Origin of the sequence: Salmonella sp. 32070601201500089SM (assembly GCF_017573605.1) — a bacterium.
Taxonomy (GTDB): Bacteria; Pseudomonadota; Gammaproteobacteria; order Enterobacterales; family Enterobacteriaceae; genus Salmonella; species Salmonella enterica.
The window spans coordinates 286,229-306,726 of sequence record NZ_JAGETK010000003.1 but is presented as its reverse complement, the minus strand read 5'-3'; the positions used below and the strand labels follow the sequence as shown (position 1 = coordinate 306,726).

At 47.9% G+C, this 20,498-nt stretch carries 26 protein-coding genes and 2 pseudogenes; 7 read left to right on the top strand and 21 right to left on the bottom strand.

Going from position 1 to position 20,498, the window contains the following annotated elements; genetic code table 11:
- The first annotated feature begins 24 nt into the window (after positions 1-24).
- Positions 25-945, top strand: coding sequence for a drug/metabolite exporter YedA (gene yedA / locus J4728_RS07355; protein WP_001212264.1), 921 nt, complete (start codon positions 25-27; stop codon positions 943-945).
- Here the strand turns inward: yedA and J4728_RS07350 are convergent.
- The 4 genes from J4728_RS07350 to drpB form a co-directional block, all read right to left on the bottom strand.
- Positions 934-1,404 carry a very short patch repair endonuclease gene (locus J4728_RS07350; protein WP_000785982.1) on the bottom strand — a complete coding sequence of 157 codons (471 nt, stop codon included), beginning with the start codon at positions 1,402-1,404 and terminating at the stop codon, positions 934-936. The two genes, yedA and J4728_RS07350, sit on opposite strands and share 12 nt — an antisense overlap.
- Positions 1,385-2,815, bottom strand: a complete 1,431-nt coding sequence (locus J4728_RS07345; RefSeq protein WP_023232059.1) for a DNA cytosine methyltransferase — start codon at positions 2,813-2,815, stop codon at positions 1,385-1,387. Before J4728_RS07345 ends, J4728_RS07350 begins: the two co-directional genes overlap by 20 nt.
- Positions 2,816-2,888: 73 nt before the next feature.
- A complete protein-coding gene (locus J4728_RS07340) occupies positions 2,889-3,584 on the bottom strand; it encodes a phosphohydrolase (RefSeq protein WP_000377042.1) in 696 nt (231 codons plus the stop codon).
- A gap of 79 nt (positions 3,585-3,663) precedes the next feature.
- Positions 3,664-3,975, bottom strand: coding sequence for a cell division protein DrpB (gene drpB, locus J4728_RS07335; RefSeq protein WP_208211502.1), 312 nt, complete (start codon positions 3,973-3,975; stop codon positions 3,664-3,666).
- Positions 3,976-4,624: 649 nt separating this feature from the next.
- Between drpB and ompS1 the strand changes: the two genes are divergently transcribed.
- Positions 4,625-5,803, top strand: coding sequence for a porin OmpS1 (ompS1, locus tag J4728_RS07330; protein WP_001080668.1), 1,179 nt, complete (start codon positions 4,625-4,627; stop codon positions 5,801-5,803).
- 259 nt (positions 5,804-6,062) lie between these two features.
- Here ompS1 and J4728_RS07325 read toward each other — a convergent pair whose 3' ends face one another.
- From J4728_RS07325 to J4728_RS07300, 5 genes and pseudogenes are all read right to left on the bottom strand, one after another.
- Positions 6,063-6,251: a hypothetical protein gene (locus tag J4728_RS07325; protein ID WP_024131109.1), complete on the bottom strand. Its 189-nt coding sequence runs from the start codon at positions 6,249-6,251 to the stop codon at positions 6,063-6,065.
- Between the two features lie 10 nt (positions 6,252-6,261).
- Complete coding sequence (locus tag J4728_RS07320) at positions 6,262-6,474, bottom strand: cold shock domain-containing protein (protein ID WP_000208509.1); 213 nt, start codon at positions 6,472-6,474, stop codon at positions 6,262-6,264.
- 454 nt (positions 6,475-6,928) lie between these two features.
- Positions 6,929-8,197 (bottom strand): Y-family DNA polymerase, encoded by a 1,269-nt coding sequence (locus J4728_RS07315; RefSeq protein ID WP_208211500.1) that lies wholly within the window; start codon positions 8,195-8,197, stop codon positions 6,929-6,931.
- 2 nt (positions 8,198-8,199) lie between these two features.
- Entirely contained in the window at positions 8,200-8,619 is a 420-nt protein-coding gene (locus J4728_RS07310; RefSeq protein ID WP_000394197.1) for a translesion error-prone DNA polymerase V autoproteolytic subunit, read from the bottom strand.
- A gap of 1,006 nt (positions 8,620-9,625) precedes the next feature.
- Positions 9,626-9,769: pseudogene (locus J4728_RS07300) on the bottom strand (tail fiber assembly protein); the annotation flags it as partial.
- 331 nt (positions 9,770-10,100) lie between these two features.
- On the opposite strand from J4728_RS07300, the gene J4728_RS07295 reads away from it, so the two are divergent.
- From J4728_RS07295 to ydfK, 4 genes are all read left to right on the top strand, one after another.
- A complete protein-coding gene (locus J4728_RS07295; RefSeq protein ID WP_001093793.1) occupies positions 10,101-10,313 on the top strand; it encodes a hypothetical protein in 213 nt (70 codons plus the stop codon).
- Positions 10,310-10,723: a hypothetical protein gene (locus tag J4728_RS07290; RefSeq protein ID WP_208211498.1), complete on the top strand. Its 414-nt coding sequence runs from the start codon at positions 10,310-10,312 to the stop codon at positions 10,721-10,723. The genes J4728_RS07295 and J4728_RS07290 overlap by 4 nt, the downstream gene beginning before the upstream one ends.
- A gap of 47 nt (positions 10,724-10,770) precedes the next feature.
- Positions 10,771-10,884, top strand: a complete 114-nt coding sequence (locus tag J4728_RS07285) for a YnaM/YnfT family protein (RefSeq protein WP_122815478.1) — start codon at positions 10,771-10,773, stop codon at positions 10,882-10,884.
- A 74-nt stretch (positions 10,885-10,958) separates the two neighbouring features.
- On the top strand, positions 10,959-11,192 hold the full coding sequence (gene ydfK, locus J4728_RS07280) for a cold shock protein YdfK (protein ID WP_000836773.1): 234 nt from the start codon (positions 10,959-10,961) through the stop codon (positions 11,190-11,192).
- Positions 11,193-11,305: 113 nt separating this feature from the next.
- Here the strand turns inward: ydfK and J4728_RS07275 are convergent, their stop codons facing one another.
- The 6 genes and pseudogenes from J4728_RS07275 to J4728_RS07250 form a co-directional block, all read right to left on the bottom strand.
- Complete coding sequence (locus tag J4728_RS07275; RefSeq protein ID WP_022742744.1) at positions 11,306-11,911, bottom strand: tail fiber assembly protein; 606 nt, start codon at positions 11,909-11,911, stop codon at positions 11,306-11,308.
- A complete protein-coding gene (locus J4728_RS07270) occupies positions 11,881-13,329 on the bottom strand; it encodes a phage tail protein (protein ID WP_237357497.1) in 1,449 nt (482 codons plus the stop codon). The genes J4728_RS07275 and J4728_RS07270 overlap by 31 nt, the downstream gene beginning before the upstream one ends.
- A gap of 94 nt (positions 13,330-13,423) precedes the next feature.
- Positions 13,424-13,783 (bottom strand): annotated as a pseudogene (locus tag J4728_RS07265) (phage portal protein); the annotation flags it as partial.
- Positions 13,783-15,525 (bottom strand): terminase large subunit, encoded by a 1,743-nt coding sequence (locus J4728_RS07260; RefSeq protein WP_000229716.1) that lies wholly within the window; start codon positions 15,523-15,525, stop codon positions 13,783-13,785. The pseudogene J4728_RS07265 and the gene J4728_RS07260, both read right to left, overlap by 1 nt.
- A complete protein-coding gene (locus tag J4728_RS07255) occupies positions 15,479-15,943 on the bottom strand; it encodes a phage terminase small subunit P27 family (RefSeq protein WP_208211496.1) in 465 nt (154 codons plus the stop codon). The genes J4728_RS07260 and J4728_RS07255 overlap by 47 nt, the downstream gene beginning before the upstream one ends.
- 131 nt (positions 15,944-16,074) lie before the next feature.
- Positions 16,075-16,419, bottom strand: coding sequence for an HNH endonuclease (locus J4728_RS07250; RefSeq protein WP_023891432.1), 345 nt, complete (start codon positions 16,417-16,419; stop codon positions 16,075-16,077).
- A gap of 95 nt (positions 16,420-16,514) precedes the next feature.
- Between J4728_RS07250 and J4728_RS07245 the strand changes: the two genes are divergently transcribed.
- Positions 16,515-16,838: a hypothetical protein gene (locus J4728_RS07245; protein WP_000268746.1), complete on the top strand. Its 324-nt coding sequence runs from the start codon at positions 16,515-16,517 to the stop codon at positions 16,836-16,838.
- A 484-nt stretch (positions 16,839-17,322) separates the two neighbouring features.
- Here J4728_RS07245 and J4728_RS07240 read toward each other — a convergent pair whose 3' ends face one another.
- The 6 genes from J4728_RS07240 to J4728_RS07215 all read right to left on the bottom strand — a co-directional run bounded on the left by J4728_RS07240 (position 17,323) and on the right by J4728_RS07215 (position 20,369).
- A complete protein-coding gene (locus tag J4728_RS07240; RefSeq protein WP_243771255.1) occupies positions 17,323-17,802 on the bottom strand; it encodes a lysis protein in 480 nt (159 codons plus the stop codon).
- Positions 17,799-18,413, bottom strand: coding sequence for a glycoside hydrolase family 19 protein (locus tag J4728_RS07235; RefSeq protein WP_131535314.1), 615 nt, complete (start codon positions 18,411-18,413; stop codon positions 17,799-17,801). Before J4728_RS07235 ends, J4728_RS07240 begins: the two co-directional genes overlap by 4 nt.
- Positions 18,413-18,694 (bottom strand): phage holin family protein, encoded by a 282-nt coding sequence (locus J4728_RS07230; protein WP_000226307.1) that lies wholly within the window; start codon positions 18,692-18,694, stop codon positions 18,413-18,415. The genes J4728_RS07235 and J4728_RS07230 overlap by 1 nt, the downstream gene beginning before the upstream one ends.
- On the bottom strand, positions 18,681-19,070 hold the full coding sequence (locus J4728_RS07225) for a phage holin family protein (RefSeq protein WP_001294873.1): 390 nt from the start codon (positions 19,068-19,070) through the stop codon (positions 18,681-18,683). Before J4728_RS07225 ends, J4728_RS07230 begins: the two co-directional genes overlap by 14 nt.
- An 89-nt stretch (positions 19,071-19,159) precedes the next feature.
- Positions 19,160-19,348 carry a hypothetical protein gene (locus tag J4728_RS07220; protein WP_079787904.1) on the bottom strand — a complete coding sequence of 63 codons (189 nt, stop codon included), beginning with the start codon at positions 19,346-19,348 and terminating at the stop codon, positions 19,160-19,162.
- A 250-nt stretch (positions 19,349-19,598) separates the two neighbouring features.
- The gene (locus J4728_RS07215) at positions 19,599-20,369 is read right to left on the bottom strand and encodes an Abi-alpha family protein (RefSeq protein WP_079787905.1); all 771 of its coding nucleotides are present in this window, start codon (positions 20,367-20,369) and stop codon (positions 19,599-19,601) included.
- Between the last annotated feature and the right edge of the window lie 129 nt (positions 20,370-20,498).

The following is a 20,498-nucleotide window of genomic DNA, read 5'->3' as shown; positions in this document are numbered from 1 at the left end:
CTTTTTATTTCACCGTGAGTGATTATGCGTTTCCGGCAGTTATTACCTCTTTTTGGCGCGCTTTTTGCCTTGTACATCATTTGGGGGTCTACCTATTTTGTTATCCGCATAGGCGTTGAAAGCTGGCCGCCGCTAATGATGGCAGGCGTACGTTTTCTCTCGGCGGGGATGTTGCTCATGGCGTTTTTGCTGTTGCGCGGCGAAAAACTTCCGCCGCTGCGCCAGACCATCAACGCCGCGCTGATTGGCCTACTGCTGCTGGCGGTGGGTAACGGTCTGGTGACGGTGGCGGAGCATCAAAACGTGCCATCGGGCATTGCTGCCGTCGTGGTCGCCACTGTCCCGCTATTTACGCTGTGCTTTAGCTACTTTTTTGGTATTAAAACGCGCAAATTAGAATGGGTGGGGATTGCCATTGGACTTGCCGGGATTATTCTGCTGAACAGCGGCGGTAATTTAAGCGGCAATCCGTGGGGCGCGATTTTGATCCTGATAGGTTCGATGAGCTGGGCATTTGGTTCCGTTTACGGCTCGCGCATCGCCCTGCCTGTGGGCATGATGGCGGGCGCGATTGAAATGCTGGCGGCGGGCGTGGTATTGCTTTGCGCGGCGTTTCTTTCCGGCGAAAAGCTCGCCACGCTGCCTGGTTTATCGGGGTTTATGGCCGTCGGCTACCTGGCGTTGTTCGGTTCTATTATCGCCATTAATGCCTATATGTACCTGATTCGCAACGTCAGTCCGGCACTGGCGACCAGCTACGCCTATGTGAATCCGGTTGTCGCCGTGTTGCTTGGCACCGGCCTGGGCGGCGAGAGGTTATCGCCCGTTGAATGGGCCGCGCTGGGTGTGATTGTGTTTGCCGTAGTGCTGGTGACTCTGGGTAAGTACCTGTTTCCTGTCAAGGCGGTGGTCACGCCGTGTAAAACGGAAGATTCACGCCAGTAGATGAATCCCCTGGGTGTCGATCTGCGCGCTGGCGCCGCCGCCGCAGATCCACTCTTCCAGGCGCTCCGCCAACGCCGCGTCGCTCAATTTCGTTCGCCCGCGCAAGGCGCACTCCCAGACGATCAGTACCCGCCAGCCAAGCGCCTGTAAACGCTGAATATCGCGCTCATCGCGCTCAACGTTCTTACCGATTTTTTCCAGCCAGAAAGCCGTTCGCGTGGCCGGCACTTTGAACAGATAACAGTGGTGATGATGCCAAAAGCAGCCGTGAGTAAAAATCACACAATCATAGTCATTCACCACAAAGTCCGGCTTGCCCGGTAATGTCGTGTCCTGAGTATGAAACGTAATCCCCTGCGCGCTTAACAGGCCAGCAAGACGTTTTTCAATCGCCGTATCGCGGGTCGCTATCGCGCGCATATTTTTACTGCGCGTGGCTTTATCGTGAACGTCCGCCATCTGCCGTCTCTCTCTGACGCAGCGTCACCGCCTGGTGAATTTTGGGCTCCAGCAGCTTTGCTACCGCAGCAAATACCGGCACCACCACGGAGTTGCCAAACTGGCGATAGGCCTGCGTATCCGAGACAGGTATCCTGAACTGGTACGTTTGCGGCGCCTCAAATCCCATTAAACGCGCGCACTCTCTCGGCGTGAGTCGGCGGGGACGATGTTGTTGGTTGCCAGCATCGTCGAAATTCACTTCGCCTTTCGCCATATCCCAACCACGATCGATCAGAATTTCGGCACCATCTTTGTAGTAGCGAGCAGATAACGTGCGCGCCACACTTTCCGGATTGTCAGGATAAACCATGCCATAGCCAAAACCGTTTCCCCGCGCCTGGTGCTTTTTCGCGTAGCGATATAAATATTTCCACAGCACCGGCGTCAGGATATATTTGGCTTCGACGACGGGCTCCAGCAGTTCTGCCAGCGTCGGACGGCGCGGTGGATAACAACGGGCGATATTGCGTAACGTAAAATCGGTTTTCAGGTTTAAATCGCGACGGAATCCCACCAACACAATACGTTCCCGATGCTGAGGAAGAAAGTGCTGCCCGTCGATAATTTTCGGATCGTCCGGGCCATTGTCAGCGGCATCCGCCACGTCATATCCCAGTTCATCGAGCGTTTGCATAATAATGCGGAAGGTGTTGCCCTGGTCGTGACTTTTAAGGTTTTTCACGTTTTCCAGCACAAACAGCGCGGGGCGGCGGGCGTCGATAATTCTTACGACATCAAAAAATAATGTCCCCTGAGTCTCGCAGGCAAAGCCGTGGGCGCGGCCCAGCGCATTTTTCTTGGAAACGCCCGCCAGAGAAAATGGCTGACAGGGAAAGCCCGCCAGCAGGACATCATGTTGCGGAATATGCTGGCGAATGTGTTCCGCCGCCTCATCATCGCTGACCCCTTCCCGGTGGCTCAACGTGATATCGCGGATATCTTCATTAAAGCGATGTTGCAGCGGATCGCAAAAATAGTTCGCTTTATATGTCCGTACCGCGTGCTTATTCCATTCGCTGGTAAACACGCACTGTCCGCCTATCGCTTCAAATCCGCGGCGAATGCCGCCGATGCCCGCGAAGAGATCGATAAAACGAAAGGCGTAATGTGGATGATGCGATGGCGGCGTCGGCAACTCTGTTTTAAGACAGGTGAGTTCATTGTCGCTCAAACGATGCCATGCCGCGTTCATTATTACGCGCTTTAAGATGGCCGGGCTCCAGTGCTGCTCGCCCAGGCCGTTAAGGTGCGCCACCAGCGTTTTAACATCATAGATTTCCAGCAATTGACTCAGCATCGCCTGGATCTCGCTTCCGGCGTCGTCGGCGATGAGGTTCCGGGCGTGTGTTACTGAAATATTTTCCTGCATACATTTAACCGGCCAAAAATAATTGCCGACAGACTAACATAAAATGACGCGGTTTACGTTTCAGCGGCAGGGGTTACTGATGCGTAGCAAACATCTGGATGACCGCCTCATCCCGTGTTTCATAGTCGCCTTTCAGCTCAGCGCTCAGTTTCGCCATGTACGACACCAGAAAATCCGCATTACGCTGCGCCAGGTACTTGCCCCGTTCGGTCTGCATCGTCAGCGGCAGTTTCAGCAGTTTGGTTTGAAAATGGTCGAGCGCGAATTGCTTATCGTTAAGAGGCCGTCTGTCAGCAAAGGGATCGTCGGCATCAAATAGCGCGACGCCCAGCGCGCCGGAGACCGCGAAGACCCGCGCCAGACCAATGGCGCCCAACGCCTCCAGTCTGTCTGCATCCTGCACGATTTTCGCCTCTGGCGTGGTGGGCGCAATTTTTGCGCTGAAGCTATGCGCTTCGATAGCATGACAAATGCCCGCCAGTTTTTCTGCCGGAAAGTCAGGAAAATCCCGCAGAAAAATACGCCGGGTTTCTGCCGCCGCCAGAATGGAAGAACGATGCCGCTGCGGATGATTTTTCGCCAGGCTGACGATGTCATGGAAATAACATGCCGATAGCACCACCAGCCAGTCGACAGGACTGTTTTCCCCCAGCGTTTGCGCGGTTGCCCAAACACGACGAAAATGGAAGATGTCATGGGCGGCATCCTGTTCCTGGTGGTGGTGACGTAGCCAGTCTTCAAACTGCGATTGCCAGTATCCTGAGTCCATACGCCCTCTCTTTATAGCAGACCATTTTTATTACATGCCTGAGCACAGGGTTCGCTATCCTGACATATCCGCCACCACTTTACATCCCTGCGTGCTTGCGCGTTTCTGGCTGAGTGTCGGCGGGATACCCCCTGTTTTTGCGAGGCCGGGTGTACCAGGCAATACTCCCCAGAATAAGCCAGACGACGCCCAGCGAAAGCGCGTTAAGCCATTTTTCCGTTGTGCTGCCAGGAGTGCTGATTGGGCCGAGAACCGGCTCGGTTTGTATGGCGGACATCAGCCACACGCAACGCGCCATCACCCAGATGAAGTAGCCGCAAAAGGTATAAAAAACCCATAACGCTAATTTGCCGCCCATGCTACGGGTGGCGTTGTCCTCCCTGGTACTCAAACTTTACTCCGCTTTTGTGATGTAAGTCATATGACATTAATTACATTATAATGTGACATTAGTCACATTTCGACCATAAAATACCTTATCCACCTGTTCTGGTTATTCATTCCACAAATAGTTTATTCTCAGATAATGTTACGCCTGGCGCTGAACCTGCTGTTAAATAAGGGAATGGTGATTGAATCGCACTCTAATGCAGAATAACCCATAACCAGAACAACTTATTTTTACGCACCGCGATAGCGTTTTATTTTATTAGCATTAAGTGTCAGAATGATTCGGTTATTAGCCTTTTATCATTTATTTTATCATTACCCACATTACCGGCATTTATGCCGGTTTTTTTTATTCTTTTTCATAATCAAAGCATCAAATACATATAAAAAACAAATTATATTCACGCCAACAACCATCAAATCAAAACACATAACCCATTGATAAAAAATGATAATTATAGAATATATATTCTTAATTACTTATATAGCATGTATTATAAAAAACCAAACAGAAACAAATTGAAATATTTTAAATACCTTTGTTACATGTTATTTTTTAAATTCCATGAACTTCATAGAATAGTATCAATTTGTAGTTTTGTTGAAGTGGCTACATATTCATATAAATTATTATCATAAGGGAATACATAATGAACAGAAAAGTTCTGGCACTGCTTGTCCCGGCGTTATTAGTGGCAGGCGCAGCAAATGCGGCTGAAATTTATAATAAAAATGGCAACAAACTCGACCTGTACGGCAAAGTTGATGGTCTGCGTTACTTCTCTGACAATGCAGGCGACGATGGCGACCAGTCCTACGCCCGTATTGGCTTTAAAGGCGAAACGCAGATCAACGATATGCTGACCGGCTATGGTCAGTGGGAATACAACATTAAGGTGAACACCACCGAAGGCGAAGGTGCAAACTCCTGGACTCGTCTGGGCTTTGCCGGTCTGAAATTCGGCGAGTACGGCTCTTTCGATTATGGCCGTAACTATGGTGTTATCTACGACATTGAAGCCTGGACCGATGCGCTGCCGGAATTCGGCGGTGATACTTATACCCAGACCGATGTCTATATGCTGGGCAGAACCAACGGCGTTGCCACCTACCGTAATACCGACTTCTTCGGTCTGGTGGAAGGCCTGAACTTCGCGTTGCAGTACCAGGGTAATAATGAAAATGGCGGTGCTGGTGAAGGTACAGGTAACGGCGGCAGCCGCAAACTGGCCCGTGAAAACGGCGACGGTTTCGGTATGTCTGCCTCCTACGACTTTGACTTCGGGTTAAGCCTGGGTGCGGCCTACTCTTCCTCTGACCGTACGGACAATCAGGTTGCTCGTGGTTATGGCGACGGCATGAATGAGCGCAACAACTATGCTGGTGGTGAAACCGCTGAAGCCTGGACCGTAGGTGCCAAATATGACGCCTACAATGTTTACCTGGCGGCGATGTACGCTGAAACCCGCAACATGACCTATTATGGCGGCGGCAATGGCGAAGATAATGGCGGTATTGCTAACAAAACCCAGAACTTTGAAGTGGTTGCGCAGTATCAGTTCGATTTCGGTCTGCGTCCGTCCATCGCCTACTTGCAGTCTAAGGGCAAAGATTTAGGCGGTCAGGAAGTCCATCGTGGCAACTGGCGTTACACCAACAAAGATCTGGTTAAATATGTTGACGTCGGTATGACTTACTACTTCAACAAAAATATGTCCACCTACGTTGATTATAAAATCAACCTGCTGGACGAAGATGATGACTTCTACGCAAGCAACGGTATTGCAACCGATGATATCGTAGGTGTTGGTCTGGTCTACCAGTTCTAAGACGCTTTATGTTATTCAAGCCCGTGCTTAGCGCGGGCTTGTTATTATAGGGCAAGAATTAAATAACGGATAACGGCGCAAAGACAGGTGACCTGGTTTCATTGGATAGATGAGGACAACGTCGCTTTTTTCAGGCGCTGTCTGCAAGACAAATAACACCTTTGGGGAAAGGTAAATGCCACTATAGATGATGGATGTCAGCGTCTATAGATGATAATCATCCGGGCATAAAAAAGCTCCTGTACGGAGCTAATATGAATTATTTTCTAAAATCTGGCGGAACCTGTCCTGAGCGAATGTATAATCCAACATTATCAAAAGTGATCATGGTTGACTTACAAAAAATACATTTCGCGCCAAACGGGTTTTGCTCAGTAACATCGAATGTCGATGTTCTGTATTGTGAACCATGGCAACATGGACACCGGAAGTGAATTTTATTAGTAATATTAGTTGCCTTAAAGCGCCACAACGTTGACCGCTGATGGACCTTTTGGTCCCTGTTCTACTGAAAACTCCACTTCCTGATTTTCATTCAGAGTGCGGAATTCATTACTTTGAATGGCTGAAAAATGCACAAACACATCTTTGCTGCCATCTTTAGGCGTAATGAAACCAAAGCCCTTTTCAGGGTTAAACCATTTTACTAAACCAGTGATTTTCGTCGTCATAATATTGTTACCTTTTGAATGAGCCCTTGGGCGAAATGGCCTGAAGAAAATTATCAGAGAGAAAAAAACCTAAAGGAGATCTCAAGAGGAACAAATGATGAGAAATATTACAATCACTACTTCAGATAAGTTTGTATCAAACCGCACAACCATTAACGCATGGTTAACTGAACATAGCAAGCTTTAGTTTTGTTAAAAAAATATTAATTGTTTTTTAGCATTATCACACTGATTGCCATACTCTTTTTATCCATGCCCATCGCTACGGCTGAAACCTGGCGTAAATAAGTGACGTCTCATAACGCCTACCTGGCAATAAACGCGCCACATTTCCTGATGTCGTAAACCAGGATACATGCGCCTCATCGTGAGAGGTTCCTGTGATCTTGTGCGACCAAAACCGGTTAGAGAACGGGGATGATTTGGCAACTATCTCATGCATTGATCGCACAAGTTACTTAACACGCAGTAGATCAGAGTATCTTGTGGTGTACCGAGGCGAAAGCATTTCTCGCTTCATAGCCCACTGTTGCGACATCCCCTGCCCGGCGAAGTACAGCGTCCCCTTCCCGTCTTTTGCGTTAAGATGGTCCAGTACTTCCATCAACTTCGCACTACCGGCGCGCGGCGCATTATCGTCGAAAAGGTTGAGTTGCGCTACGCCCTGACTGAAGAAGTCACCCAGCATCACCCCCGCTTTCTGGTAGCGATGGCCGTCGCGCCATATTTTATCCAGGCACTTCACAGCCGCATTGATAATGTCGCGTGAATCCTGCGTGGGGGTGAGAAGCGTCACCGCGGCGCTGTTACCGTAGTAGGGCTCGTTCAGGGCAAAGGGGGATGTTTTGACGAATGTTGAGATGAAACGGCAGTACTGGTGCTCGCCGCGGAGTTTTTCTGCCGCGCGCGCAGCGTAGCTGTAAATAGCCTGGCGCATTTCCTCATAGTCTGTGACCCGCTCGCCGAAAGAGCGGCTACAAACGATTTCCTGCTTTGCCGGCGCAAACTCTTCAAGCTCCAGACATGGCTCTCCGCGAAGCTCTCTCACGGTACGCTCCAGCACGACATTGAAGTGTTTCCTGATGATCCAGGTACTTTGTTCAGAGAGATCGAGAGCAGTCTTGATGCCCAGGGCATTGAGCTTCTTACTGATGCGCCTGCCGACACCCCAGACATCCTCTACGGGTATCAGGGCCAGCAGCCGACGCTGGCGATCGATGTTCGACAAGTCAACCACCCCGCCGGTCTGGTGCTGCCACTTTTTCGCAGCATGGTTAGCCAGCTTGGCAAGGGTTTTCGTCTGGGCAATGCCTACACCGACAGTCAGGTGCGTGCGCTTCAGGACCGTCGCTCTTATCTCGTGCCCGAAATCTGTCAGATCCCGGCAGTTTCGTACTCCCGTCAGATCACAAAAAGCCTCATCAATGCTGTAAATTTCTACCCGCGGCACCATCTCCTCGAGTGTGGTCATTACCCGGTTCGACATATCAGCGTAAAGCTCGTAATTACTGCTGAAGCAAGCAACACCGGATCGCCGGAAGCGTTCTTTCTGTTTGAAGTATGGCTCACCTGGTGCGATACCGAGCTGTTTCGCCTCGGCGCTACACGCGATAACGCAGCCATCATTGTTTGATAACACCACCACCGGTCGGCCACATAAATCAGGACGAAAGACCGTTTCGCAGGAGGCGTAAAAGCTATTAACATCGCAGAGCGCGAACATAATCAACTGACCGCTTTAATGATAAAGGTCACCACCCCGAATATGTCGAGCGTGTCTTCACTGCCGACAGGTATAGGTCGATAGGCGCCGTTCATGGGGATTAACTGCACTGTCGGGCGCAACTGCAACCGCTTTACAGTGAACTCTCCTTCAATTGCCGCAATTACAATGTCACCGTGGTCAGCGTTCCGTGAGCTATCCACCACCAGCAGGTCACCGTCGCTGATGCCTGCTTCAATCATTGAATCCCCCGTTGCTTTGACAAAATATGTTGAGCTGGGATGAGAAACGAGCAACTCATTAAGATCGATACGCTGCTCAATATAGTCCGCCGCGGGGCTGGGGAATCCACACGGCACTAAGTAACTGAAAAATGGGAGAGGAATAATTTCGCGCAACTCTGTAGGTCTGAAAAATTCCATAATCCATACCTCGAATACTGTTTTTATATACAGTAGTGTTATTTGAACATGCGCGCAAGATACCGGAGTCGCTACGACTGTTTAAATCTTCGTCGCTTCGTTTGTAAGTTTCTCTCTCAGTTCAAATTATGGGTTTTGTAAATTTTCCGGTTGTATTGTCATGTGCGCATATTTAAGCCAGCCTGGAGGCCAGATTTTCTGTACAGCGTCGACAGTCCCGCAGCGTAAGTTATCGCCACGCGCCAGCGCGTTTCCCTGACAGCAAGTAATCTTTTGCCTGGCGACCATGTCTACAGGGGAACATGTCGGGCAACAGGCCGGGTGCGACGATGACCGAGGACGACGGCGTTAAGTCGCCGCGAGTGACATCAATATTAATCCAGATGGGAGACGGCGAAAGAGCGGGGCAGAAAACCAGGAGTTGACTTATGATCGAAAAGTAAAAATAACACTATCCCTGGCCCCCTCTTCTGGCAGAAAAAGCATAAGATGGCGATACGTTTTTCACGTAATATTCTAACAGAATATTCTAAGTGTATTCTAAGTGTGAGACTGATCGCTGAAAGAAGATGAGCTAAGTGTTTGAATTGTGGCGGAGAGAGGGGGATTTGAACCCCCGGTAGAGTTGCCCCTACTCCGGTTTTCGAGACCGTCCCAATATTCTTATTTAACATTAACTTATCTAATAACATGAGAAAAAAGTAGCATTTTTGTACGCAGTATTTTCAGAAAGTTAGCCTACTTATCAAAATCATTTTCTCACCATGATAGACTGTTTTTTAAACAAAACCATCCCCTTTATTGACTTCCCACAACAACATGCGTCATAACATCTTTGTGGCATCTGGTGGTTTCCGTCCTTAATCAGTTATGGGATTCCTACAGGTTCACCGGATGCCACAACCTTCCCTCATGCTTTTAGTTAGCGCGGTAATCCCGTTTTTTAACTCACTTCCGGTCAGCCGATAACAGAATCCAGTACAGCCCGTGTGTCGACAGCGCCACATCATAAATAATCGCTACTGGCTGGTTTCTCCGACCAGTCAGGATTTGAGGTGTCAACCCGGTTTACCAATACCCTGTATTTTTTCCATTCGTCGAGTTGCGCTTTCTCATCATCTGTTGCGATTCCAGGATCCTGACTCTTCTGTGAAAAATTTTAGCTTAGCTGATTACTGCCCACAGTGTGTTTCACTGTATAAGAACCGAATTATTATCAGTAATATTTATATGCTTGTTGAAGTAATATACAGCATATACCAATAAAAATCAGATTGTTTTTGCGTCGGATGATGCTTCAATTGACCTTAATCACAACTTATCATAACAATCAGTTGCTTATAAATATTCTCAAATAAATGTATATTGCCATCAATAAAAGGTTCATACTGTTTTATGATTCAACCTGACTATTATCACAGCATATTAAAGCCAGTAAAATCAATCTGTTGTAACTCATAAATATTTTTCAGGAGTCGACCATGAACACTTTAGACATATCATCATACCCACCTAACTTACTTTCAGATATAGAGATTATTTATGGTAAAGCGTTACTGCAGCTCATCCTGGAGTCTAAAAAAATCAACAGCGAGAATCTTATCTCTCAGTTAAAACATGAACAAAAAGAGCAGCAATGGCTCGAAGATAAAGAACCATTATCTACTGCGCTGAAAATACTGGATAAATCATGAAAAGCAGCATAACATTGTCATCTTTACTTGTACTCACAGTTATAATAACAGGATGCTCGTCAGGTAAGAGTAAAGATGATTATAGCCAGGTGGATGGAATATACTTCTGGGGCCAAGATATAAGCGCATTTCAACCATGCCACACACGCCAGATATACTGGCTTAACGGAGAAAAAACCACACTGAGAAGCTTAAAAAAGCATCACAGTACAAATAAAAATGTCTATGCATCCCTGATCGTGCATAACGATGGATACCAGGACAAAGGGTCTTCAGGCACTTATGATGAAACTCTTATGCTTGAGAAAATTATTAGTACAGACAACAGTAAAAACCACGCTGATTGTCTGAGCTTTATAATTCCCAGTAAAAAACACAAAGTTACATCCAAAAATGAACTTTCCAGATAAAAAACTGTCAAAGCAATATACATAATAAAATGTACTTCTGAGGATATATGGACAATACACTGATAATAATTTCCCTGCTTATCATATTCAGTATTTTTAGCTATGCTGTAATCAAAGTAGGAATAGGCATATCAAATAATCCAGACAAAACTGATGAGTAAAAACAAACATTTCCTGAATTAATGTCTCTACCTTACCATCAAAAAATTAACAATATTTTGAGGAACATTTCTTAATGAAATCAAAAGATACCCTAAAGTGGTTCCCCTCTCAACTTCCTAAAGTTCGTATTATCCTGGGTGATGCAGTAGTGGAGGTGGCGAAACAGGGCAGGCCTATCAATACCAGGACATTGCTTGATTATATCGAAGGGAATATAAAGGCCAAGGCATGGCTGGATAATAAAGAATTATTACAAACAGCAGTATCAGTTCTTAAAGAAAACCAGGATGCGAATGGGAAGATATAATATATTCAACAAGGAGATAACCCAGACAAAATTTCGCCGTCTGACCATCACTCATTTATTACTTCAGGCTAGTGTATTTTATTGACTCTAACCTGTTTTTTCACAACGTCATATCACTGGCTTACAGGCACATCAGGCCAGTCAGGGGAAGCTGTATCCACACGGTTAACCATTACGCTGTAGAGTTCCCAGGCGTCCAGCCGTTTAATCTCCTCATCTGTGGCAATTTTTAGTTTTACTGCCCGCGCCAGTGGTGCAATGGCTGATTCAGCCTCAGCCAGGCGGCGAACTTTTTCAGCCTCCGCCTTTTTACGCAGCTCTTCCGGCGAATGAACCCGTTGAGCAACTTTACCGTCCTGATATAACCACATACCATCACCACGACAATCATCAGGACAGTCAGCAGCGGCTATTTCCGCAACAGACATATTAACCGGCCACAGCATTGATACAGCATATGTGTTTCCTCGTTGCGGGACTGGCTTATTAACAACACCCCAGATAACCCCCTCATGGTCGTACATGATTTTTGCGGTATCATCAGAAAATAATGACTGACATTCATACCAGTCCTGCCCGTCTTCCGATTCCAAAAAAAATGCACCTATATTTATTTCGGACTGCGTTTTACCCCTGTTTACGGGCGCGTCAATAAGTCTGAAATTTTTAATATCCTGATATTTTTTCATTATGCCGTTCCCCCTTGTACGGTATACCACTGATTCCCGACTCGTTTTTGCAAAGGCGCATAAGCAATACCATCAATATTTTCGCCCTGATAATCTTTCCAGACGGAGGTAACTACATATCCGGGAGTGTTAGGCCAGGAACCTGCATTGTTCCAGGTAGTCACTGATGTGCCAGCCCCTAACTGAACATCTGCGACGAAATTATTATTAATCCACAGACTCAGCCAGCTATTCCCCCAGACAGAACCAAAGATGTCGCCGTTATTCTGATAGATGGCCCCGCCTGCACGAAGCGTGTTAGCGGTGATATCGCCATTGACCGTAAAGACAATCGAACCATCAGGATTTCGCTGGCTGTACAGATGCCATCCCTGATCGTCGTCCAGTTCAATAACTGTTGGCCTGTTTGCATCGCCCCATAAATTAAACGTGGCTGTCATTGTCGAATTATTATTGCTCGTCAGTGAAAGCCTTTTTCCGTCACCTGCTCGTATGCCACCATTAGTGAGAACATCTACTGACATGTGTAACCCGGAATTATCGATATAACCGACCCGGGCATTATTGGCGTAAATACCCAGAACGCCGTCGCCATCCTGTTTAAACCCGGTATCGTTATCACCGAGCACAATTGAATTACCGCCCAGCGCATTGTCAGTACCAATGCCTAAAGACCCATTCAGTCGCCCTCCATTAACTGACAGTGCCTCAACGTCACCGGCTGTGGGTTTCATCAGACTATTAAACAGTGTATATGTCTGACCGCTGGTTGAGTTTCCCGGCTGAACTGATGAATATTCAGGCGTACTGTGCAGCGTGACATTTGCATTACCGGTGTAATCATATTGCGCAATTAACCAGTACGCATACTGGCCGATATTAATATAAATATCGTAGGTGTCGCCTGATGTATTAACCCATGCGACCTCGTTAGCAGCAGCAGGCGAGCGTCTCCACAACGTGGCAGTTATTCCAACAGGTGAACCATTACCGGCACGCAATACCAGTTCGCTGATTGCCGCCTGTTCAGGTGAACCAGCGTTAAACCCCGCCCCACCGTACAGTTTAATCACCGCAGTTGATGTAGCCTGCGGCATTACAACCGTGGCGATTTTGAACCAGCCTGATTCGCCAAGTGTAATGGTGGTTGACGTTACCGCACCGATGGTTCTCGCAAATTGTTTTTTGTCAGGAATATCGCCGCCGTTCTGCGATTTTTGCAGGGCCCCTGCAGCGAGATTTATCGTTTCTCCTAAACCAACGTTCTGGAGAAACAGCGGCTTATTCGGGATGTCCGCGCCATTCTGATTTTTTTCAAGACGGGTTTTAACCTGTTCATCGATCAGCCTGCCAATGGCGGCGTGAAGCTGCGTATGTTCGCCTTTACTGAGTGGTATGCCGGCGGCTTCAATAACAGTACAGACCTCTTCCTGGACTGCATCCCACATATCACTGTTGAGATCCGTTGCGCGGCGGCCCGTGGCGGGATCACCATTCGTAAATCCGTTTTTTCCCTGACCAAATTTATCTTTTTGCGCGGTGGGCGTATCCCCGCAGACAGATACTGGCGACCACCATCAGCATAAAACGTGACGGCGTCATTTCAGGATTGGGGCGCCGGCAAAGCACCTGGTAAGCAGGATTATCAGAAGCCAGTTTTCGGGAGCCATCAGCCTGCCGCTCGTAGATTTTCAGCGGTAACGTGGAAACCGATTCACTCAACAGCCTGACACAGGCCCATACAGCAGACAGGCGGATAATCTTATCAGCCGTCACAACTTTTCCACTGCTGCTGGTTCCGAACCACTCGCGCCAGAACTCGCCGTTAGTCAGGCTGACGGGGACGCCCAGCCAGTTTAAAAGGGCGCTTTTTATTCGCCCGGGGTGTTTATTATTCGCCATCAGATACCCACTATGATTGGATCATCAAAGAAACCATCAACATCGCCATCATCAGTGACATCCTCTTCTGATGCACCTATTGCCATAGCGGAAGCCACCACGCCATCAATACGTCCGGTACTTTTTTTCTTGGCAAAAATGCGGTTTTCTTTCTGATCGGCTTCGGTTACTGCGGAAGCTGCATTCCAGCGCAGGCAGGGATTAGTTTTAATAACGACTGCACCATCATCCAGCATCTGCTCAAATAGCTCGATAGAATGCGGCATCCACAGACCAGAATCTTTTGCCTTGTAGTAGCCCTGCCCATGCGGGATCAGCGGCACTGATACTGAGGCTTCGTCCAGTTCCGGCTCAAGGTATTTAATACGGTACTGATCGAAGGCAATGGCTTTGATGTCGAACTGCATTGCAAGATCTGCGATACGTTCAGCAACAAAACCATACTTCACGGCTTTACCTGGTGTGGTGTGGATGTATCCGTCCCGTTCCCATGCGTCATATGGAACCCGGTCTGTTTTCGCCCGGTCTGTCAGAGTGTCTTTTGGCGTCCAGAATTCCACCACCAACTTTCTCTTTTTCGGAAAGAACAGAGCCAGTGCGGTGAGATCCCGGCTGCCTGAAAGATCCAGACCGCCATAGCATTCCTCGCCCCGCAGCTCCTGCAGGTCGAAATCCTCCTCGCATCCCATCCAGACATCACTGCTCATCCAGGGATTATCAGCATCCACCCACTGGCAGAAGTTCAACCGCCGGACAATGCTTTCCTTCGACGGCATTCCGCGGGCCTGCGTGACCTGCTCACGCAAATAGCGCTCAGTAAAGGTGTGTCCCAGCGAAGGGTTAGCCTTTTTCCAGCAGGTCTCGTCCTTAAAGGGATCTTCCCCTTCGTCCAGCGAACAGATAAAAGAAAAGAAGCTGTCATCGTCAACTGAACCTTCAGCAACCTTGCGACCATATTCGTGATAGTCATAACAGACGCTGGTTTTATCATGGCCACTGTTAGTTATCATGAAAATCAGCGCCTGCCGGCGGCCTTTCGTTCCGGCGCGCATCATTTCCACGACCTGGTTATTTTTATGTTCGTGAATTTCGTCTATCAGAGCACAATGCGGGCGTGGCCCTGACTGGCCGTCGTCTGAGCTGATAGGCCGGAAAAAAGAACCGGTCTGCAGAAAAGCCAGATTCCACTCTTTCCCGGCACCGCCTGATTTGTTAATCCGCTGTGCCAGTGCTGGCGACTGGTCAACCATCGCCACAGCATCGCGAAACAGTATCATGGCCTGGTCTTTTTTCGTGGCGGCCGCGTAGACTTCCGCGCGTGGTTCCTTGTCGGCGACAAGGCAGTAAAGAGCGATACCAGCTGCAAGCGGTGATTTACCTGACCCCTTACCGGATTCGACGTACACCATACGGAACCGGCGATAGCCGTCTGAGTTTTGCCAGCCAAATATAGACCCCACGATAAAGCACTGCCAGGGTAACAGATTGAACGGCTTGCCTTCGTGTTCGCCGCCGTTAAGTTTCAGCACTTTCGCGAAAAAGTCGATGGCACGCTGCGCTGTTTCCGTATCCCATACCAGACCGCGGGCATGGCAGGACTCCAGATCCTTCAGGTGACGCTTGCAGGAATTGCGGATATCAGGTCCGGCAATTTCCTTACCGGACGCCACATCCATCGCATAACGAGTGGTGGGGTCAACCGAAGAACTGGTTGAGCGGGTCTTCTTTCTCTTCTCCACCATCAACTTTCACCTTTGTTCTGGCGGCCGGGGTGAGACCGAATTCGACCAGGTAACTTTTAAACCGTCGATCGGCATCAGCCAGCATCGCAACAGCCGGGTTCGCCTTAATCAAAAATCCCCCTTCAGTCTGGACTGTATAAGTTCTCCCTTCGTCCGCGATCGTCAGACGAAGCTGAAGGATATCTGCATAGATATCGCAAAGACGCTCCAGCGCCAGTGAATCGGCAACTGTAAGAATAGCCATGCCATCAAGTAAAACTGTGAGCCTGCCCCACGCAACTTTTCCCCAGTCGCTAAGATGTGCTGGCGGGCTGGGGATTTCTTTTGCTGGTTGGGGTTCTTTATCGTTGAGTTTACGTTTGCCCGGGTTGCCGGTAACCACTTTCAGGTGGGTCGGTTTCGGGCGCCGTCCTGCCATCGGAACCTCCCGGAAAAAACTTTTCATTTCGCGGTTGTGCACACAGAGGGGGGCGGGCGGTCACGCAGGCACAAAGCTGTGAACTTTTAACCCGCCCACCTCCTTCATAGCTGCCACACATATGAGAATTGTTATCGTCTGAACCAGTGCGATGCACGGTCAAGTGGAATACCGTTCTCGTCACAGCCCACGACGACACCACGTTTCTCCATTCGTTGTTTCGTAGAGTCGTGGTGCTGCTTACACAACCCCTGCCAGTTCTTCCGGCTCCAGAATAGCTTTTGTGCCTTCGCTATCGCTTCGGCGTTTCCACTATTCAGCGCCTCTTTCAGTTTGTGCGGAATGATATGATCGACCACCGTTGCCGCCGTCACTCTTCCCTGCTCATGACACATGGCACACAACGGATGAGTACGAAGGAACAGGAGGCGCTCCCGGTCCCATTTGCTGCCGTAGATACGGAGCTCTTTTTTCACATCCGCCCCTATGTGTTGCGGGGCTCCCCGGTCCGGTTTTGTCATGTGGATACCTTGTTGTATAGTCGTCACCATAAACCGCATGGAGAAATGATATGGCTGTCAAAATATTCAGAAGCGATCATCAACCAGCCAGCGAATTAGCTTACCGTAACTGGCTTCGTGATAACCCTGATGGATTTGTCGTGAATGCCTTAAAGAGCGCCAGTGGACAGAACACGAAAAGTGATAAGCGCTTTACCCGAATTCACCGGGCCAAATGTAAAACAATTAATCCGCTGCTGAGTTCAACGGAAAAATCTGGCTTCACCACAGGGCGATACCAAAAGCTTTGCGCCATAAATTTTGACGCCGTTAATAGCGAGGCCCGGATAGTTACTGGCCTGCCGACCATTAAACCATGCCGCTGCGTCAAATGAAGTTACGTTATTATGATGAGTCTGCCCATGGTGATGGCAATAGAAAAGGCCGCCATAATATGCGGCCTTTGGTTACTATCAGCTAACAGATAAAACACAACCCTCAGGAGCCACCTGGAAGAGTTATACCTAACCGGATAGCTGGCAACCTCTGCTTTATACTGGTATTGGCTGGCAGAGGTAAAATAAGAGTAGTTTGTTTTATTTTATCCACATTGATATATCAACGATGATGGCAGTTATTCTTATAAATAGAGAATTGTTTAATCATTCGACTACAAAGGCAGCATTATATCCTGTCAATACTGGGTTATTTTCATGAGGTGTGCCAGTTTTTAACGTCTGGTTACGCTGCGTTGATACATGAGATCTTTTTCTTCAGTACCATGGTATGTGACATACGTCCGTATATCCCCTTATAGGACATTTTGTGCTCTTTATGACACCCCGCAGGCCGGAACCGTAACCGTCCTGCGGGAATTTTTTATCTGCACTGCGTCCGGATGTACTCCTGCAAATACTTCAGTTTTTCCTGATCGCTGATGATTCCGGCGCGGATATCGAGAACGTTTTGTCCAGCAACTGGAGAGAGTTCGACGGTGGCAGCATTGCCCACGCGGCGGGTACTGGCGGTTTTGGTTGTGGTTGGCACTGTACAGCGTCCTTCGACACGCACCCGGCCACCAGCAGCAAGGAGGCGCTGCAAATCAGTATTCCTGTTTTGTGCATCAGCTAGTTCCTTTGTGTATTTTGCATCGAGGGCAGCAACGTCACGCTGGCGCTTAGTCATGTCGGTAATTGTCGCGTTCGCCAGTGTCAGGCTATGGCTGGCTGTATCGCGCTGCGATTTATACTGAATGGCGTTGTCGCGGTAATGCTCTGTTGTCCATGCAAGTGCAGCAATCAGCAAAGTCACTGAGAGTTGCAACCAGTATTTTTTCAGCAATACAGGTAACAGATTCATACCAGCACCGATTTTGCTTTTTCAAAGCGCTCTCGCCTGTCACCGATGCCGTTCTGCCCTCCGTTAATGATCTGCGTAACGCGTACCAGGTCGCCGGAGTATTTCAGACACCCTCTAGTCACAAAAAACCACGCTGCGGAACGGGCGGCATGACGATCCAGCTCAAGCTGTCCCGGATTCGCCACCAGATCCAGTTTCAGGGCAACGCCGCATCTGGTGTAATTCTCCAGCCCAGTAATCTGGATAAGCCCACGCCCGCGATACTTCCAACCATCTCCGGCGTCTTTGTTACCCATGCGGCCGCCATAAACCAGATTGGCTATTTGTGGCTGGTGGGCAACCTGGCGACCATCAATACGCCCCAGCATTTCGCACTGATAAGGCGTAAGGCGTTTACCAAACGTCTTTTTCAGCGCCCCCACCGAATAATTGAAGCTTTCCTTCAGAACAGTAAATCCTGCTGATTCATGCCCCGCTTGTGCAATAAACATGGCCTGATCGAGTGGAGTAGTAATACCGAATTCGCTCATTGCCGCCGTAATATGCGGATACCAGCGCGCAGAAAGCCCGGCGCTAATACCAGCCGCCTGCTGAAATTGTTGTTGATTCATCAGTGCCTCAGAGCATCAACCAGACGCGCCACATTACCGCGAGCCCACAGCACAGCGGCGCAGATAAGGATATTCACCATCACCACCAGCCAGTGGGATGATTCATATAAACCAAAAACAAACCGGAAAGGGACGCTGGCATACACCAGCACCATGACATAGGCCAGTAACGAAATCAGGGGGCGGTGTGTCGCATCACCGCGTCGGTAAAACATCAAAACGATGACTATCACCCCACAAATTACGGCATTCAGAACTGCAGAAGGGTCATTTGCTACCATTTGATCCCCCTCCCCTGATACGAGAAAGAATACTGAACAGGCTGTTCAGATCCTGACTGTTAAGAAAAGTGAGAAACTTTATACACATTGCAGAAATAATCACTGCGCCAAGTGCATCCAGTGGTTTTTCATAATGCGTTATTGCCGCAAGCTTAGTACCTATCAACCCGGCGCCAAGCACTCCCACAATAAATGATGTAATAAAATAAGCGACCAGCCTGATGCGTCCGATGTTAGTTGCCGTGGCGACATAAAACACCGCGCCGGCAAAAGCACCGAATACCACACCATAATCGGTTCCGGTTGCCAGACCGAATACACTGGCCCCCATTAATCCACCAGCCAACACTGTCGCACTGGATACAGGTTCGGACATTCATCCCCCTCTGGTTATGTGGGTCCTCTCAGTTATGAGGGGAAATAAAAAAGGCTGCCTGATGGCAGCCCTGATAAGGTTTAAGTCATTTAAACTGGTGGCTGTAACGGCCCAGACAGTACTTCTGCTTCACCGTTATGGCAGATATCATCGCCCCTTGTCAGATGCCAGACACCGACAATAAGCTGTCCTGATTCCAGATCGTCAACTGTGTCATTCGTATAGTATGCCACCTGAGCAACACCGTTATGCTGAATCCAGTAATACCCTTCGTTCATTCACTCCCCCTGATACTATGTAGATAGTATAGAACAGTGCTAATTATGAAATGGTGCAAGAAACCACAACTTAAACTTTGCTATATGCTAGATAAGTAATCACTTCACCAGTTTATTTGATGGCATTGCGTGGGTTCGATGTGGAACAAAAAAAAGATCCTGTACCAAGAAAACGAAGAAGCTCCCTTATAAGAGAGCTTCTAATGAAAAAAATCAAGTGCAAGCACTATCCATTCACAATATAGGATATTTAGAATTTATTTCCTGAACCATCCATATTTAAATTTTTTATACAGACATTATAAAACAAACGTCCAAATTTTGTAAGCGATATAAACCAATAATCATATCCTTTTACGCTATCAATAAAATCTTTTTCTAAAAGATAATCTGGACCGTGTACATACTCAACAAAACCTAACGAGTTTAGATGTTCCAAATACGTAAAGAAATAATCAGGAACATTTAAAATATCAGGATTAAAAACAGATTCTTCGATAGGCTTGCCATCCATTAAAATTCCAGACCACGGAAGGAGGACATGCTCAATTTCTTTATGAGTTGGTGCTACCCAAGAATCAGATCTTTTCAAATAGATCGACCGTTCGCGCAGTGCTAAACAATCGATGAATAATGCTTCATCGCCTGATATCTGGCTTATTAAATTCACAAAGGCGGGATGGACAGAATTAATATTACTTTTGCTAATACATGAAGAGAGCAACTCAATATACATTTCAGAAATAGCATCATCTTCAGGCATAGACATTAACTTTTCAGCTATTTGATATACAGCATTTGCAGGCGGTGGAGTCAATTCACTCTCTGGAACCTTATGAAACGATTTTTGTATTCTTACCAATAGCTGTTCGTATTTTGCTGCACCATAGACAAACGGTAAGCTTAATAAGCATACTGTTTGCGCGACTCTCTCCCCTGCAGCTCCAAACTGACGCAAGGCAGGTTGGAACAAATCTTCATAGATTTTTACGACCGTTTCAGAAGGTATCTGAGGCAACATACTCTCATCTCACTTAATAGTAATCAGAACCAATAACTTACCATGCATTAGTCGATTCATGAGACAGAAAAACCCGCTCATTGGCGGGTTTATAAAGCTATGGCAACATATCAAACATGCTTCAAATAT